Annotated in this window: 15 protein-coding genes; 8 read left to right on the top strand and 7 right to left on the bottom strand. The window is 72.9% G+C overall.

The features are described 5' to 3' along the window. Positions 1-34 precede the first annotated feature (34 nt). The 4 genes from ACF1FZ_RS23280 to ACF1FZ_RS23265 all read left to right on the top strand — a co-directional run bounded on the left by ACF1FZ_RS23280 (position 35) and on the right by ACF1FZ_RS23265 (position 2668). Positions 35-250 (top strand): hypothetical protein, encoded by a 216-nt coding sequence (locus ACF1FZ_RS23280; protein ID WP_391775324.1) that lies wholly within the window; start codon positions 35-37, stop codon positions 248-250. A gap of 292 nt (positions 251-542) precedes the next feature. Next, the gene (locus tag ACF1FZ_RS23275) at positions 543-977 is read left to right on the top strand and encodes a hypothetical protein (protein WP_391775323.1); all 435 of its coding nucleotides are present in this window, start codon (positions 543-545) and stop codon (positions 975-977) included. Between the two features lies 1 nt (position 978). Further along, complete coding sequence (locus tag ACF1FZ_RS23270) at positions 979-2352, top strand: DUF1254 domain-containing protein (protein ID WP_391775322.1); 1374 nt, start codon at positions 979-981, stop codon at positions 2350-2352. A gap of 94 nt (positions 2353-2446) precedes the next feature. Next, positions 2447-2668, top strand: a complete 222-nt coding sequence (locus ACF1FZ_RS23265) for a DUF2277 domain-containing protein (RefSeq protein ID WP_099172367.1) — start codon at positions 2447-2449, stop codon at positions 2666-2668. 16 nt (positions 2669-2684) lie between these two features. On the opposite strand, the gene ACF1FZ_RS23260 is transcribed toward ACF1FZ_RS23265, so the two are convergent. The 4 genes from ACF1FZ_RS23260 to ACF1FZ_RS23245 form a co-directional block, all read right to left on the bottom strand. Beyond that, entirely contained in the window at positions 2685-3344 is a 660-nt protein-coding gene (locus ACF1FZ_RS23260; RefSeq protein ID WP_391775321.1) for a DedA family protein, read from the bottom strand. 210 nt (positions 3345-3554) lie between these two features. Continuing rightward, positions 3555-4013 carry a DoxX family protein gene (locus tag ACF1FZ_RS23255; RefSeq protein ID WP_391775320.1) on the bottom strand — a complete coding sequence of 153 codons (459 nt, stop codon included), beginning with the start codon at positions 4011-4013 and terminating at the stop codon, positions 3555-3557. Between the two features lie 112 nt (positions 4014-4125). Further along, the gene (locus ACF1FZ_RS23250) at positions 4126-5802 is read right to left on the bottom strand and encodes an alkaline phosphatase D family protein (RefSeq protein ID WP_391775319.1); all 1677 of its coding nucleotides are present in this window, start codon (positions 5800-5802) and stop codon (positions 4126-4128) included. Positions 5803-6129: 327 nt separating this feature from the next. Continuing rightward, the gene (locus ACF1FZ_RS23245) at positions 6130-6774 is read right to left on the bottom strand and encodes an HNH endonuclease family protein (protein WP_391775318.1); all 645 of its coding nucleotides are present in this window, start codon (positions 6772-6774) and stop codon (positions 6130-6132) included. 248 nt (positions 6775-7022) lie between these two features. On the opposite strand from ACF1FZ_RS23245, the gene ACF1FZ_RS23240 reads away from it, so the two are divergent. Then, positions 7023-7757 (top strand): ABC transporter permease, encoded by a 735-nt coding sequence (locus ACF1FZ_RS23240; protein ID WP_391775317.1) that lies wholly within the window; start codon positions 7023-7025, stop codon positions 7755-7757. A gap of 108 nt (positions 7758-7865) precedes the next feature. On the opposite strand, the gene ACF1FZ_RS23235 is transcribed toward ACF1FZ_RS23240, so the two are convergent. Further along, positions 7866-8528, bottom strand: a complete 663-nt coding sequence (locus ACF1FZ_RS23235; protein WP_391775316.1) for an HAD-IA family hydrolase — start codon at positions 8526-8528, stop codon at positions 7866-7868. Between the two features lie 190 nt (positions 8529-8718). Further along, on the bottom strand, positions 8719-9699 hold the full coding sequence (locus ACF1FZ_RS23230) for a peptidoglycan-binding protein (RefSeq protein WP_391775315.1): 981 nt from the start codon (positions 9697-9699) through the stop codon (positions 8719-8721). A 139-nt stretch (positions 9700-9838) separates the two neighbouring features. Here ACF1FZ_RS23230 and ACF1FZ_RS23225 point away from each other — a divergent pair, with 139 nt between their 5' ends. Further along, entirely contained in the window at positions 9839-11884 is a 2046-nt protein-coding gene (locus ACF1FZ_RS23225; protein ID WP_391775314.1) for a DHA2 family efflux MFS transporter permease subunit, read from the top strand. A gap of 117 nt (positions 11885-12001) precedes the next feature. Here ACF1FZ_RS23225 and ACF1FZ_RS23220 read toward each other — a convergent pair whose 3' ends face one another. Further along, positions 12002-12478 carry a GNAT family N-acetyltransferase gene (locus tag ACF1FZ_RS23220; protein WP_391775313.1) on the bottom strand — a complete coding sequence of 159 codons (477 nt, stop codon included), beginning with the start codon at positions 12476-12478 and terminating at the stop codon, positions 12002-12004. A gap of 61 nt (positions 12479-12539) precedes the next feature. On the opposite strand from ACF1FZ_RS23220, the gene ACF1FZ_RS23215 reads away from it, so the two are divergent. Both ACF1FZ_RS23215 and ACF1FZ_RS23210 read left to right on the top strand, forming a co-directional pair. Then, complete coding sequence (locus ACF1FZ_RS23215) at positions 12540-13634, top strand: serpin family protein (RefSeq protein ID WP_391775312.1); 1095 nt, start codon at positions 12540-12542, stop codon at positions 13632-13634. Between the two features lie 213 nt (positions 13635-13847). Next, positions 13848-15956 (top strand): bifunctional glycosyltransferase 87/phosphatase PAP2 family protein, encoded by a 2109-nt coding sequence (locus ACF1FZ_RS23210; RefSeq protein ID WP_391775311.1) that lies wholly within the window; start codon positions 13848-13850, stop codon positions 15954-15956. The last annotated feature ends 42 nt before the right edge of the window (positions 15957-15998 follow it).

Genomic DNA, 15998 nt, shown 5'->3' with positions numbered 1-15998 from the left:
TGCGGGCCGGCGGGGCGCGGGAGACCGTGGAGGCATGTCCGGACATCCACCTGTGATCGTGTATCCGCCCTCGCCGACCGGCGGGCGGCGGGTGACCGTGCGCGGGCGGATCGCCGGGCTGGCGCACGGGCGTGGGGACGTGGCCTCGCTCCTGCGGCGGGCCGGGCTCGCCCAGGGGGCCGAGGAGATCGACCTGGACCAGCCGGAGCTGATCGAGTGGCTGGGCGGGGATCTCGACACCTGGAGGTGAGCCACATGAGGCGTCGGACGGCACGGTGCGGGCCACCGGCGCGAGGCGTCCCCCCGAACCTCCTCCCGGTCGATACGGGGAGAGGGGAGGGAGAGGGCCCCGGTGCCACGCAGCGGGGCCGGTCCCCGGCCGCCTGCCCGCGTACGAACATGAGCACGACCCTGAGCAGGCATTGCTGCCAGGCGTTGCTGTCACCCGAACGGGTGCGTCCGGGTCGTGGTGGGGAAGTCCGTCGCCCAGGGTCGGACCTGTCCGCAGCAGCGCGGAGTGATCTGTCGAGTGGAGGAACCCCATGACCCGGTCAGCATCCGCACCCGGCCCCTCACGGTCCTCCGCCTCCGGCCCCGACAGTCCCTGGGCGGCGGGCGGGGTGACGTTCGCGGGGGTGCTGCTCCTCGTCGACGGCGTCCTCGCCGTCGTCAAGGGTGTCGCGGGCATCGCGTCCGACGAGGTGTACACACGCATCAGCAACTACACGTTCAAATTCGACGTCACCGCCTGGGGATGGATCCACCTGATCCTCGGGGTGGTCCTGGTGCTCGTCGGATGGGGCATCCTCAAGGGCGCGGCCTGGGCCAGGGGCGTGGGCGTCGGGCTGGCGGCGCTGAACCTGGTCGCCAACTTCGTCTGGCTGCCGTACCAGCCGGTGTGGGCGGTCATCTCCATCGCGATCGACACTTTCGTGATCTGGGCGCTGTGTGCCCACCGGGCGAAGCCGGTCATCTGACGTGGCCCCGGGGCGAGGCGGTTTGCAGCCGGACGCGATCACGGCGCTGGCCGCCGACGCCTACGTCTACGGGTCCCCGCTCGTCCGCCAGTTGTCGGCCGTCCAGGCCTGTCTCCGGGAGGGCTGCGGGATGCTGGCGCCCGCACCGTTCAACGACTTCGCCCACGCGGCCGGACCGGCCGCACCCGGCACGCGCGTCCCGTTCGCCCCGGCCGACCTCGTCGACGCGCTCGCCCAGCTCGATCTCTCCGGAGGGCCGGTCCGGCTGCACGTCCCGGACACCGGCGGGGCGTACTACGTCCTGCAGTTCGTGGACGCGTGGGGCAACGCCTTCGCCTACCTCGGCCCCCGGGCCACCGGCACGGGCGAGGGGGACTGGATGGTCGTGCCGCCCGGGTGGGCCGGCACCGTGCCCGACGCCGTGTCCGGAGTGATCGACGCGCCCACCTCCGTCGTCTCCGTGGTCGGCCGCCTCGCGTGCGACGGGCCCGATGACATGCCCCGGGTCAGGGCGCTCCAGCAGGAGCTCACGCTCACCCATCTGGGCGACCGCGCCCACCGGACCGGGCTCCCGGCGACCGAGTCCGGGGTGCCGGGGGAACTGCGCTTCTTCGAGGAGCTCCGGGTGTGGATGGCCGACTTCCCGCCCTCCGCGGCCGATCGCGCCCACCAGGACCGTTTCCAGCCCCTGGGGCTCCTGGAGGAGGGCCTCTCGCCTTACGTGTCGGCCGGGCCCGCCCTCGTGGGGGCGCTGGGGCGAGGGCTGGCGCTGGGCCGGCTGCGGGTGGAGGAGGCGGCCCGCCGGCCCGCGGACGCCACCGGCGGCCCCCAGGGGGCCTGGCAGACGGTGCCGCACCTGCGCGACCACAACCTGGACCACTTCGGCGTCGGCACGCTCGACTCCCCGGAGTGGACGATCCCCGACCGGGATGCTTCGTACCTGGTCAGGGCGGTGGCGGCCCGGCGAGGACGCTGGTTGCCCCACGGGTACGAGGCGCTCTACGCGCACACGTCACGCGACTCCCGGGGCCGGCCGCTCGACGGGGCCCATCGCTATGTGCTGCGTCTCGCGCCACCGCCGCCGGTCCGGGCGTTCTGGTCGCTGACCGTGTACGACAGCCCCGGGGGCCACCTCGTCGTGAATGCGGCGGAACGGTACGCGGTCGGGGACAGGACGCCGGGCCTCGTCCACGGCGCCGACGGCTCGCTGACACTGCACCTGTCCGCACAGCGGCCGAAGGACCCGGCCCAGGAGGCGAACTGGCTGCCGGTGCCGGCCGGCGCCTTCCGTCCCGTGCTGCGGCTCCACCTGCCGGAGCAGGCCCTTCTCGACGGGCACTACGTCCTCCCGCCACTCGAGCGGCGCGGGACGTAGTTCCTCGCGGCGCGAGGCCCCCAGGTGCCGGGGCGCCGCGTTCCGGGACCCGCGCACCACCGCCGGTGTCAGTGGTGCGTCGCACACTGGAGGCATGTGCCGCAGCATCAAGACGCTTCGTCCACCAGCCATCCCCGAAGAGGCCACCGAGGAGGAGATGAGAGCAGCCGCCCTGCAGTACGTGCGCAAGGTGTCGGGCTTCCGCGCGCCCGCCGCGCACAACCAGGAGGTCTTCGACCGCGCGGTGGCCGAGATCACCGAGGCGACCCAGCGGTTGCTGGACGGCCTGGAGATACGCGGCGCCGCCCGGGTCTGAGCAGCGGCGCGGGCCGTCAGGTCCCGGCCGGGGCTCCGGCGGCCGCAGCCGTGGGGGCGTGGGCGGGACGCCGGACGACGAGAGCGGCGAGGGAGCCCGCCAGGAACAGGGCGAGGACCGATACGGCCGTGCCGAGCCAGCCCGCGCCCAGCCACTGGCCGCCGAAGTAGCCGAGGCCCACGCTGTAGAGCGCCCAGGCCACTCCTGCCACGGCCGACCAGGGCAGGAATTCCTTCACCTTGCGGTGCGCGGCGCCCGCACCCAGGGAGACGACGGACCGGCCGGCCGGTGCGAAACGGGCGACGACGACGAGCGCCCCTCCGCCACGGCTCAGCGCCGCACCGAGCCGTTCCTGTGCGGAGGTGAGCCGGCGGGAGCGGGCGATGGCCCGGTCGAGGCGGTCGCCGCCGCGCCAGGCGAGGCGGTAGGCCACGAGGTCACCGAGCACCGAAGCGGTGGCCGCGCAGAGGATCAGAACCAGGAGCGAGGGCACCTGCCGGGTCGCCTCACCGGCCGCGGCGGTGACCGTGGTCGTGCTCGCGGCCGCAGCCGTGGCCGCGGTGATCACCAGCACACCGCTGGGGAGGACGGGCAGGAAGACGTCCAGGAGCACCGAGAGGACGACCACCGCGTAGATCCATGGGCTGCCGGTCAGCGCGCCCACACTCTCGAGCACTTTCTACTCCCCGTTCCCGTGTTCCGTGTCAACGCCGCGACGTCGCAGGGGAGCGGCAGGAGCGGCAGGGCCAGCTGTACAGCGTACGCCTGACGTTCACCCGGTTCACCTGGTATTCGCAGGACGGGCGGCCGATGTCGTGGAGGTCATGTACGGCCCCGGCCCCCTCCCCGGGAGGGGGAGGGGGCCGGGGCCGCGGGGAGCACGTGGTCAGACCGAGACGGTCCGGGCCTTCTCGTGGGAGGGCTCGCTCGCACGCTCGGAGCCGCCGCGCGAGGAGAACAACCGGTCCAGGGCCATGGCGCCGGGACCGGTGAAGACCAGCAGCAGGAAGGCCCAGCAGAAGAGTGCCGAGGCCTCGCCGCCGTTCTGCAGGGGGAACAGCGACTCGGGCTGGTGCACCTTGAAGTACGCGTAGGCCATGGAGCCGGAGGTTATGAGGGCCGCGAAGCGGGTGCCGAGGCCGAGCGCGACCAGGGTGCCGCCGACGAGCTGGATCACGGCGGCGTACCAGCCGGGCCAGGTGCCTGCGGGCACGGTGCCGCCGCCGTTGGAGCCGCCCAGGACTCCGAACAGCGAAGCGGCGCCATGGCAGGCGAAGAGAAAACCGATGACGACGCGGAAGAGGCCGAGTGCGTAGGGCTGGGCCCGGTTCAGGGATTCGGACATGGGGGGCGGGGCTCCTTCGGTCTGGGGACGGGAACCGATCGGGGCCCCTCAGGTTAGGTTCACCTCAGTAGTGCTTGCAAGTTCAACATTCTGTCGAGTGGCTGAAAATCGGTCATTCGTTCGGCGCCAGTGAGCGTTCCAGAACGGGCACGAGCTGCGCCCCCGCGGGCGTGGCTCTGGCCTGGACCAATGTCAGGGCAGCTTTCCGGCCGTGCAGAGTGAGGGTCATCAGCTGGTTGCCGAACCACGGCCCGCCCGTCTTGCGCCAGGGCATCGGAGGGCTCCCCGTCCGTCCGTGGAGCGCCAGCGCGCGCCCGAGCCACCGGCCCGCCCGGCTCCAGCCGAAGCGGAAGCCGGCACGGATGTACCCGGGGACGGAGTTGTGCACGGGAGAGCAGGTCAGCTGTAGTACGTGTGCGGTGGGAGCACCGCCCGGGACGGCATCGGACCACTGGGGTTCGGCGATGTACGCATGGTGCACATCGCCCGAGAGCACGCATACCGTCGCAGGGGCGTCGGGGCCGCGCCCCACGTCCCTCAGGAGCTCCGAGAGGCGGCGGAAGGATTCCGGGAAGGCCGCCCAGTGCTCCAGGTCAGCGGCCCGGCGCACCTTCTCCCCGAGGCGCGCCCAGCGTTCGCCCCGCCCGCCGCGGCACAGTGCCGCGTTCCAGGTCTCCGCCTCGTGTATCAGGGGCGGCAGCAGCCACGGCAGCGAGGTGCCGATCAGCAGGTGGTCGTACGAGCCCGGGTCCGCGAGCACCTCGTCGCGCAGCCACCGCTCCTCCTCGTCGTGGAGCATCGACCGCTCCTGCTCCTCGAGGGTCCGGGCCGCCCGGCTGTCCACCATGAGCAGGCGCACTCGGCCGAAAACACGCCGGTAGCTCCACCGGGCCCGCGAGGGGTCGGCATCAGCGGCCGCCGCATGGCCGCGAAGGATCTCGGTGCCGTCGGGGGCGGCGCGTACGGCCGCGTAGACCGGGTCGGCCTCCAGGGCCTCGGGGGACAGGTTGCCGAGGTGCTGGTAGACCCAGTACGACATGAGCCCGCTGACGATCCGCTCCTGCCACCACGGAGTGCGACGCATGTCCCGGACCCAGGCGGCGCTGGTGTTCCAGTCGTCGATGACGTCGTGGTCGTCGAAGATCATGCAGCTGGGGACCGTGGAGAGCAGCCACCGCACCTCCGGGTCGCGCCAGGACTCGTCGTAGAGCTGGGTGTACTCCTCGTAGTCCGCGACCTCCACGCCGGGAGCCTCGTCCAGATCCCGGCGGACCGCGAGCCGTCGCTGGGTGGCCGCCGAGGTCTCGTCCGCGTACACCTGGTCACCGAGGAGCAGGAGGACGTCGGGCCGCACCGCTTCGGGGTCCTCGGTGAGCCGGGCGGCCAGCGCGTCGAGCGCGTCGGGACCGATCGGGTCGTGCCCCTGGGCGGGCGGGGCCGCCCACCGGCAGGAGCCGAAGGCGACCCGGACCGGACCGGCCTCCTCCGCCTGCGGTACGGCGGGCGTGGTGATGGTGCTCGGAGGGAAGCGGGATCCCTCGGGAGGCCATACGCGGCGGCCGTCGAGCAGCACCTCGTAGGGCGTGGTCGAGCCGGGTGCCAGGCCCCTCACCACGACCAGGGCGTAATGGTGCCCCTGGACGGCGAACGTGGGGGAGACGCCGCCCGCCCCGTCCGCGCAGCGGACCTCCGCCGTGCAGGGTCTGGTCGCCTCCACCCAGACGGTCGCCCGTGAGCCGGACTCCCAGTCGACGTACCTCAGCAGCGGTCCCAGGCGTAGCCCGGTCATGTGTGCCCTCCTCGCGTTGCCGTGACCGATGGCTCCGTAGAGTACGGAACGGCGGAAGGGGGCGGGGTGGTCCGCCGGGCTGTTTCGCCGAAGGAGCGGCAGAAGCAGCCGGGGCGGGGTCCGTTCCGGCGGCCAGGGGGAACCGTCGGATGCCGGCCGAAGAGAGCGCCGTGCCCATGGCCGGCGCCCGCATTCCCGCCCAGGTGTACCGGCGCCCGGGAGAGGCAGGCCGACGAGGTCCCCGGGAAGGGCCCGGCCCGCCCTCCTCGCGTCACCGGGACCTGCGGCTCCGGAGGAGGGCGGCTGATCTCGTGGGGCGGGTGGCCGTCAGCAGCCGTTGAGGACGGACTGCAGGGCGCTCTTCTCCGTGGAGTCGACGCTGAGGTCGTAGTGGTGCTTGACGTGCACCCACGCACGGGCGTAGGTGCAGCGGTAGGCGGTGCGTGAGGGGAGCCACTCGCCCGGGTCCTGGTCGCTCTTGGACTGGTTGACGTTGTCGGTGACCGCGATGAGCTGAGGGCGGGTCAGGTCGTTGGCGAAGGACTGACGCCGGGTGTTGGTCCAGCCGCCGGCCCCGGAGCGCCAGGCCTCGGCGAGCGGAACCATGTGGTCGATGTCCAGGTCGGCGGCGGCGGTCCAGGTGGCACCGTCGTACTGCGAGTACCAGCTGCCGCTGGTCGCGGCGCACGCGGAGTCCTGGACGACGCCCGTACCGTCGCGCTTCAGGACCACTTCACGGGTGTTGCAGGCTCCCGACTGGGTGATCCAGTGCGGGAACTTGTCGCGGCTGTAGCCGGACGAGGAACCCTCGGCCGAGACGGTGAGCTGGCCCAGATACGTACGGGCGGTCGAGGCGCTGACCGGGGTGGGCATCGCTGCCTGGGCGGTCGGGGCCGTGAGAAGTCCGGTGGCGGCGGCGAGCGCGGCCGAGGCGGCGACGACGGCTATACGACGCGCGTAGATGCCGGTCATGTGAACTCCCTTGATGTGGGGGGATGTCGGACGGGCGACCTGCGGAGCCCGGCCATCGTGGCGGCGCCGGGTTTCGGTGGGGTGGTCGTCAGGTAACAGAGTGACGACATGCGCACGTCACATCAAGGGGTAGGGCGGTCGGTCTGACGTCCCGTCCGAAAGCTGTTCGAGAGGCCGGGTTGACGGAACGACGGCTCCGGGGGCGGTTCTGTGCCCGTGTGCGGAGGAGCCGCCCTTAGGGTGGCCGCGTGCTGCTTCCGGTCGGTCCCGCGCTCGGCGTCGTGCTCGCCGTGCTTCTGGTCCTCGCCGCGGCCGTCGCCGCATGGGCCTCGCTCGGCCGGTCCCGCGAGATCGCCGTCGCCGGACTGCGGGCCGCGGTACAACTGGCCGCCGTTTCCCTGCTCATCGGCTGGGTGGTGCGCGCTCCGGGGCCGTTGCTCGGTTTCCTGGCGTTGATGTCCGCGGTCGCGGTGCGTACCGCCGGCCGGCGGATCACCCGTAACCGCACCTGGTGGTGGGCCGCGCTGCCGATCGGCGCGGGCGTCGTGCCCGTGGTCGTGGTGCTCCTGCTCACCGGCCTCCTGCCGGTGCGCGGCATCGCGCTGATCCCGGTCACGGGCATCCTCGTCGGAGGTGCGCTCACCGCGACCGTGCTCGGCGGGCGGCGGGCGCTGGACGAGCTCGGGACGCGGTGGGGGGAGGTGGAGGCCGCGATGGCGCTCGGTCTGCTCGACCGGGACGCCCGGCTGGAGATCGCCCGCCCCGCGGCGTCGGACGCGCTGCTGCCGGGGCTGGACCAGACCCGCACCGTGGGACTCGTCACCCTGCCCGGGGCCTTCGTGGGTATGTTGCTGGGCGGCGCCTCGCCTGTGGAGGCGGGCGCCGTGCAGCTGTTCGTCCTGGTGGCACTGATGGTGGTGCAGACGGTCGCCGCCGCGCTGGTCCTGGAGCTCGTCGCGCGAGGGCTGCTGCACCGGGAGTGAGATGCGACGAGCCGCTCGGGCACTGTGCCGCGGGTGAGCCGGACCGGGTCCGGCGGCCCGGAGAAGGGGCAGGCGGCGCGGAGAAGGGCCCGGCGGCGCGGGGAAGGGTCAGGCGGCGCCGATGTGCAGACGGACCGAACCGTCCGCACACGCCTCCACCCGGAGTCGCGTCAGGTCCGTGACGTGGGCGTCGGGGGAGAGCGCGGCCGCACGCGGGCCGACGCCCACCACGCGCATGCCGGCCGCCCGGCCCGCCGCGATGCCGGCCTCGGAGTCCTCGAACACGATGCAGTCCGCCGGGTCGAAGCCCAGTTCGGCCGCGCCCTTGAGGAAGCCCTCGGGGTCCGGCTTGCTGGCGCCGACCATCTCCGCGGTGACGCGGGTCTCCGGCATCGGCAGGGCCGCTGCGGCCATCCGGGCCTGGGCGAGCGCCTCGTCGGCCGAGGTCACGAGTGCGTGGGGGAGGCCGGCGATCGTCGCCATGAAGGCGGGGGCGCCGCCGATGGGCACCACGCCCTCCGTGTCGGCGGTCTCCTCGGCGAGCATGATCCGGTTCTCCGCGTAGTTCTGCTCCATCGGGCGGTCCGGCAGGAGGACGGCCATCGTGGCGTAACCCTGACGGCCGTGCACCACCTTGAGCGCAGCCTCGGGGTCGAGCCCCTGTGCGATCGCCCAGCGGCGCCAGCAGCGCTCCACCACCGCGTCGGAATTCACGAGGGTCCCGTCCATGTCCAGCAGGAGGGCGCGGGCTTCGAGGACGGTGGCCGGCATCGGCATGCTCCAGAGCGCGGGGGCGCAGCTCATGGCTGCGGAGGGGGGAACAAGCAGCCCCGCCCGCCGGTCAGGGAGAACGGGCGGAGGCTACTTTGTTTCTCCACGGTACAAAAACGGGAGCCAAAACGCCAATCCCGCGCCGGGAACGCCGTGGAGCCCGCCGTCGACGTGGCCCCGTCCCGGCGCCTCAGGAGTGGTGTCCCCTGCCGCTCGTCCGCGCCTCCAGGGCGCGGCGGGTCTCCGGTCCGTAGACGCCGGAGGGGTCGCCCTTGACCGAGACCCATCTCTGGAACTCGGCGACGGCTTCCTCCACCCGCTCCGAGTAGGCACCGTCATCGGGTCCCCGGTAGGCCCAGATCTCCTGGAGCCGGCGCTGGAGCTCGGAGACCTCCGGGCCGCGGTCCCCGTGCTGCAGGGTGCTCCCGGAGACCTCCTCGGACGGAGGTGCCGCCGCTGCCGTGGTGGGGATCTTCGTCGCGGACGGCGAGGGCGACGGTGGCGTGGAGGCGACAGCCGGACGCGACGCCGAAGGGCTCCTCGACGGAGAGGGGGACGCCGGAGGCGATGGCGATGCCGACGCCGGCCCGGACGGTGCGACGGAAGCGGGCGCTGATGCGGACGGGGGCGCCGGCGCGGACGCGGACGGCTCCCCGCTCGCGTCCGGTGCGCTCGTCGAGATCTCGGGCAGCGCCGTCTCCCTGCTGTCCTCGTCGTCGTCGAACAGGCCGCCCGCGAAAGCGGCCGTGCCCACCACCGCGGCGACCGCCGCCCCCACCGCGATCACGGCGAACGGCCGCCGGCGCCGCGGCTGCACCGGATCGGGGCCGCCGCCCGCGTAGGCGGCGGCATGACGCCGACGGCCCTCGTCCGCGGCGGCGGCGGGCAGCGGGCCCCGGGCGGGCCCGGCCCCCGGTGCTCCGCCGGGCGCCCTGTCCAGGAACAACGGCATCGTCGTGGCAGCCTCGGGGGCGCCGTGGTCCTGCGTGTCGTCGCTGTTCAGCGTCACGTACGGCCGGATGCGCAGCGGGTCGAAGTCCTCGGCCGCCGCGATCTCCGCCGCACGGGCGTCCCGCCCCGCCCGCGCGGCCGTGCCGGCTCCGCAGGCGCACTCCGCCCCGGGTCTCGCACCCTGCTCGCCGCCGCACTCCGGGCACATGTGTCCGGTCATCGTGGGTTCCCCTCCCCTTCGAACTGCCTGCGATTATGCAGGCCACCGCAGGGAAGCCCAACGCCCGCAGTGCCGCTCGGCAGGCCATAACGGCACACAGCGGCCAGGATGGGGGTGAAGCGGACCCGAGGAGATGTCCATGGCCCAGCAGCTGAGCCCGCCACCCCTTGCGGAAGGTGAGGGGCGGCCCCGGCGGAGTGTCCTGGTGTCCATCGGCGCACTGCTTCTCGGCATGCTGCTCGCCGCACTCGATCAGACCATCGTGTCCACCGCCCTGCCCACGATCGTCAGCGAGCTGGGCGGTCTGGACCACCTGTCGTGGGTGGTGACCGCCTACTTGCTGGCGGCGACCGCGGCCACCCCGCTCTGGGGCAAGCTCGGCGACCAGTACGGGCGCAAGAAACTCTTCCAGACGGCCATCGTCATCTTCCTCGTCGGCTCCGTGCTCTGCGGCGTGGCCCGGGACATGCCGCAGCTGATCGGCTTCCGCGCCCTCCAGGGGCTCGGCGGCGGCGGGCTGATGGTGCTGTCGATGGCGATCGTCGGCGACATCGTCGCCCCGCGCGAACGAGGCAAGTACCAGGGCCTGTTCGGGGCGGTCTTCGGTGCGACCAGCGTGCTCGGACCACTGCTCGGCGGCTTCTTCACCGAGCACCTCAGCTGGCGCTGGGTCTTCTACATCAACCTGCCCGTCGGCGTCGTCGCGCTGCTCGTCGTCGCCACGGCCCTGCACATCCCGGTCCGCCGCACCAAGCACACCATCGACTACCTGGGCACCTTCCTCATCGCCTCGGTCGCCACCTGTCTGGTCCTCGTGGCCTCGCTCGGAGGGACCACCTGGCCGTGGGGCTCCGTGCAGGTCATCGCCCTCGTGGTCCTCGCCGTGGTGCTGCTCGTCGCGTTCGTCGCGGCCGAGCGCCGGGCGGTCGAACCGGTGCTGCCGCTGAAGCTGTTCCGGAAGAGGACCTTCAGCCTCGTCGCCGTCATCAGCTTCGTCATCGGCTTCGCGATGTTCGGCGCCATGACCTACCTGCCGACCTTCCTCCAGGTGGTGCACGGCATCACCCCGACCCTGTCCGGTGTGCACATGCTGCCGATGGTCCTCGGCCTGCTGCTCACCTCGACCGGCTCCGGCCAGATCGTCAGCCGCACCGGCCGCTGGAAGGTCTTCCCGATCGCCGGCACCGCCCTCACCGTGATCGGCCTGCTGCTCCTCCACACGCTCTCGGAGAACAGCTCCACCTGGACGATGAGCCTCTGCTTCTTCGTCTTCGGCGCCGGGCTCGGCCTGGTGATGCAGGTGCTCGTACTGATCGTGCAGAACTCCGTCGGCTACGAGGACCTCGGTGTCGCCACGTCCGGCGCGACGTTCTTCCGGTCCATCGGTGCGTCGTTCGGCGTGGCCGTGTTCGGCACCATCTTCACCAACCGGCTGACCGGCAAACTCGAAGAGGCACTCAGCGGCCGTCCCCTCCCGCCCGGTGCCGACGCCGGAGCGCTGGCCGCCGACCCCCGGGCCATCGGCCGGCTCCCGGCGGACCTGCGTCCCTCCGTCCTCAGCGCCTACTCGACCTCGATCACCGATGTCTTCCTCTACGCGGCACCCGTCGTCCTCGTCGCGTTCCTCTTCACCTGGTTCCTCAAGGAGGAGCCCCTGCGCGGGTCGGTGACGGCACCCGACACCAGCGAGACCCTGGCCCCGAACCCGGTCCAGCGCTCCTCGTACGACGAATGCGCCCGGGCCCTGTCGGTGCTCGCCACCCGTGAAGGGCGCCGGGAGATCTACGAGAAGATCACCGCCAAGGCCGGATACGACCTGCAGCCCGCCGCCAGCTGGCTGCTGCTGCGCATCAAACGGCACGGCACCGTCGAACCCGGGCGGCTGGCCGAGGTCGCCCCCGTGCCCCTGAGGGTGATCACCTCTGCCGCGCGCCAGGTGGAGGGGCGTGGCTTCGCCCGGCGCGAGGGGCTGCAGCTGGTGCTCACCGAGCGGGGCGCAGAGGCCGTGGTCCGGCTGTCGCGGGCCCGTGAGGAGTCCCTGGCCGAACTGCTGGGCGACTGGTGGGGCCCGGACCGGCCCACCGACCTGGTCCGCCTGGTGACGGAACTGTCGGCCGAGGTGAGCGGGTCGAACAGGGAACGGCCGCACATGCCGGTTCCCCGCCGGGACCACGCGGCGGGCTGACCGTGCGGGCGCGGGGTCCCGGAGCGGAACAGGGGCGCAGGCCACACAGGGTCTCGCAAGGACTCCCGAGAGCCCGCAGGGCCCCGGCGTCCGCAGGCGCCGGAGCTCCCAGGGGGCTCACAGCTCCTTGGCGAGCCAGTGCTCCGCGTAAGGGCCCTGGTTGAACGCCGGCACCTCCCGGTACCCGTGCTTCGCGTACAGCCCGCGTGCCTCCACCAGGTCGTCACGGGTGTCGAGGCGGATCCGCCGCACCCCGTAGGCCCGTGCGGCGTTCTCGATGCCGGCGAGAAGCAGGCCGCCGCCGCCCGTCGAGCGGAACGGGGGCCGGACGAACACCCGGGTCAGTTCCGCCGTCCCCTCGCCGACCAGCCGCAGGCCCGCGCAGCTCCCCGGCTTGCCGTCGTACCGTCCCACCAGGAACTCCCCGGTGGGCGGGGCGAGCTGGTCGACGCCGTCGTCCCTCAGACCGTCGTCGATCTCCGCCGTGGTCGCCGGCCGGCCCCAGTAACGGCTCGCCACCTCGTCGTAGTAGTCCCGTCGCAGCAGGGTCGCCTCGGGGCTGCCGAAGTGTTCGGGGATCACGGTCCAGGTCATTGGGTCATTCTGTCCTTGGTGTGAAGGGATGACGAACCATCAATACGTGCAAGGGGAAGCGATGACGCGGGAGACTTCCGTCGAGGCAGCCGTCCAACGGCTCGGGGAGCAGTGGGTACGGGAGCTGGCGCGACCCGGCGACCGCAGCTTCGTGTGCGCGCCCGCCGGACTGTGGCTGGCGCTGACCGCCGTCGCCGCCGGCGCCCGTACGGAGACGGCGGCGGAACTGCGGGCGCTGCTCGGCGTGGCCGGGCCGGAGGCCGCGCACGTGGTGACCGGAGCGGCACGGGCCTGGGGGCGCACCGAGGCGCTGAACGTGGCGACCCGGGTGTGGAACGGCGTGCCGCTCCACCCGGAGTACGAACAGTCGCTGCCGGACGTCGCTTTCGGCCCGGTGGACGTCGCGGAGATCGACGCGTGGGTCCGCGAGCGGACCGGCGGCCTGATCGAACGGCTGCCGCTGGACCTCGGCGGTGCCGTCGCGCTCGCCCTGGTCGACGTGCTGGCCCTGAAGGCGTTCTGGGAGACGGCGTTCGACGTGACCCGTACCCGTGACGCCCCCTTCACCGACGCGGCGGGCACGAGCACGCCGGTGGCGACGATGCACGCGCCGGTCGGGCCCGCGGACGTGTGGACGGTCCCGGGCGCGTACGTCGTCGAACTGCGCTGCCGTGCGGAGCCGGGCGGCCCCGCCCCGGTCCGGGCCAGGTTCGTCCTGGGGGAGCCGGACGAGGGGGCGGCCCGGGTCCTGCCGCTGGCGTGGGCCCCGGAGGAAGCGCGGGCCCCTCTGCACGCCGACGCGGTGACCCTCGCGCTGCCGCGCTTCACCCTGCGGACGAACCACCGGGTCACCGACCATCTGCCGGCACTCGGCGTGCGGCTCGCCACCGACCCCGCCGCAGCGGACCTCTCCGGTCTCGCGCCCGTGCCCCTCTGCATCACGGAGGTGGTCCAGGAAGCGGTGGTGAAGGTCGCGGAGAAGGGCGTGGAGGCGGCGGCGGTCACGGTGGTGGCGACGCGGTCCTCCGTCCCCGGGCCGCGGGTGGTGAAGCACATCGCCTTCGACCGGCCCTTCGGCGTGGTCGTCCTGGACGGATCGTCGGACGTCCCCCTCTTCACGGGCTGGCAGGCGGACATCCCCGCACACGAGGAGTGATCCGGGCCCCGACGGGCCTCCCGATCACCGCCCGGCGGCCACCGCCTGAGAGGCCGCGACCGGAATCCCACGCGGTCTTCCGGCACATCGGTGGTGACAGTCAGGCGAAGAGGGGGTTGATTGTGTCTACCTCACAGGGCAATGCGAGGCTTCATCCGCACATACCCGGGCCGAGGGGACAGTGCATGAAAAAAAGGGGAGGGTCGGCGCAGCGTGACAGATGTGGAGCGCAGTGTGCGGGGGGACGCGGCGGCGGATCCGGGGGGCAGGGTCCTGTGTCCGGATCAGGCCGGACCCGGCCTGATCCGGACACAGGACCCCAGGGCCGCGGTGGCCAGGGCCGTTCTCTGGCTGCTCGTCGGCGTTCTGACGGTACGGCAGGTGGCGCTGGTGCTGCGCCGGCCGCCCGGCGAACGTCTCATCGATCTGGAGACCTGGACCGGTGCGACCGGGGTCCTGCACATGGCGGGATCCCTGTACGACCCGGGCCGGTTCACCGGGACGCCGTTCGCCGGCCTCGTGCTGAAGCCGTTGACGCGCTCGGCGGAACAGACCCTCGGCGTCATGTGGACGTTCGGTTCGCTGCTGCTCGTCGTGGGGCTCGGCTTCGTCGCCGTCCGCGCGCTGCCCGCGCCGGTGAGCCGGCGTACCGCCTTCCTGGCGGCGCCCGTCGCGATCACCCTGCTGATGGTCTCGCTGCCCGTGCGCAACACCCTGCACCTGGGCCAGACCAGCATCCTGCCGGTCCTGCTGGTGCTCCTCGCCTGCTTCGCCCTGCGGAGTGAGCGGCTTCCGGGTGTGCTGACCGGTATCGCCGCGGCCCTCCAGCCCGCCGCGCTGCTCTTCGCCGTCCTGTTCTGGATCACCGGCAGACGCCGGGCCGCCGCGAGCGGCGGTGCCACTTTCGCCGCCTGTACGGCGCTGGCCTGGCTGGTGATGCCGCGTGACTCCTGGGCGTACTGGGTGCACCACTTCGCGGGCGCCGGGCTCGGGGAACGTCCGGACAGCCTGGCGAACCAGTCCCTGCACGGTGCGCTGTTGCGCTTCGGACTCGAAGGCCCGCTCGAGATCGCGCTGTTCCTGGCCCTGGCCGCCGTCGTCGTCGTCCTCGGGCTGCGCCGCGCGGCCCGCTACGCGCGGGACGGACAGCTGCTCCTGGCCGTCGCCGTCACGGGCTGCGTCGCCGTCGCCGTGTCCCCCACCGCCTGGCAGCACCAGCTCCTGTGGGTGCTGCTCGCCGTCGTGGGGCGCGTCGGCACCCGGGCCTCGGACCGGCTGGTCTGGCCGGCGGTCGTGGTGCTCGTCCTCACCCTGCCGGGAAAGATGCTGCTGCCGAACGTCGGCGTGGTCCTTCCCGTGCGCGACAACGCCCTGCTCGTCGTCGCGCTCGGCGCGGCCTGCGCGGTGCCGTTCCTGTCCCGCGCGTCGCCCCACTGGCAGCGGCCGGTTCCCACCGACTACGCGAAGCCGGTACCGGCGCGCTACGCGTGGGTGCCGCTGCTGCCGTTCTGGCGCCGGGTGCTCAGCCGGCCCAACCTGCTCCTGGAACTCCTGCTCATCCGGGTCGTCTACTCCGCGTACGCGAAGGTCCGGCTGGCGGCGACCGCCGGACGGTCCACCGCCGAGGAGCACGGCCGGCAGATCCACTCCGCCGAGCAGTGGCTGCACATCGACATCGAGCACCGGGTCAACCACACCGTCGTCGGCATCCCCTGGCTGCGCGAGTTCTTCGACTACTACTACTCGACGTTCCACTTCATCGTGCCGCTCGCGATCCTCGGTGTGCTGTACGTGCGCCGGCCCCCGGACTACCGCTGGGCCCGCAGCACCATCGGTTTCGCCACGGTCCTCGCCCTGGTCGGTTTCTGGCTCTACCCGCTCGCCCCGCCACGCCTGATGCCGGGGCTCGGCTTCATCGACACGGTCCACGGGGTGCAGGACCTCGAGAGCCCCGATTTCGGGGCGCTGACCGCGGTGACCAACCAGTACGCGGCGATGCCGTCGCTGCATTTCGGCTGGTCCCTGTGGTGCGGTGTGGTGATCGCGCTGCTCGCGCCGAAGGTGTGGATGAAGGCCCTGGGTCTGCTGCACCCGCTGTTCACGGTCTCCGCCATCGTCGCCACGGGCAATCACTGGGTGCTGGACGCGGTCGGCGGTGCGGCGGTGGTCGTCGCGGGCTTCGGGCTGGCCTACGCGCTGTCAGGGCCGCGCAGGCTCCGGACCGGTGCCGGGACGGCCGGACGGCCCGGCCGGGAGGCGGGGGACACAGGCGGGGGAGCCGCCGGGGAGCCGGTACCCGAGCCGGCGGGCACCAAGGCGTAGCGCCCGTGGACGGGCCGGAGGGGTGGGGGGCGGCCCGGGAGG

It is taken from the genome of Streptomyces sp. NPDC014623, from assembly GCF_043088245.1.
GTDB lineage: Bacteria > Actinomycetota > Actinomycetes > Streptomycetales > Streptomycetaceae > Streptomyces.
The sequence above is the reverse complement of the archived record's forward strand: the minus strand, read 5'-3'. Positions and strand labels throughout refer to the sequence as shown.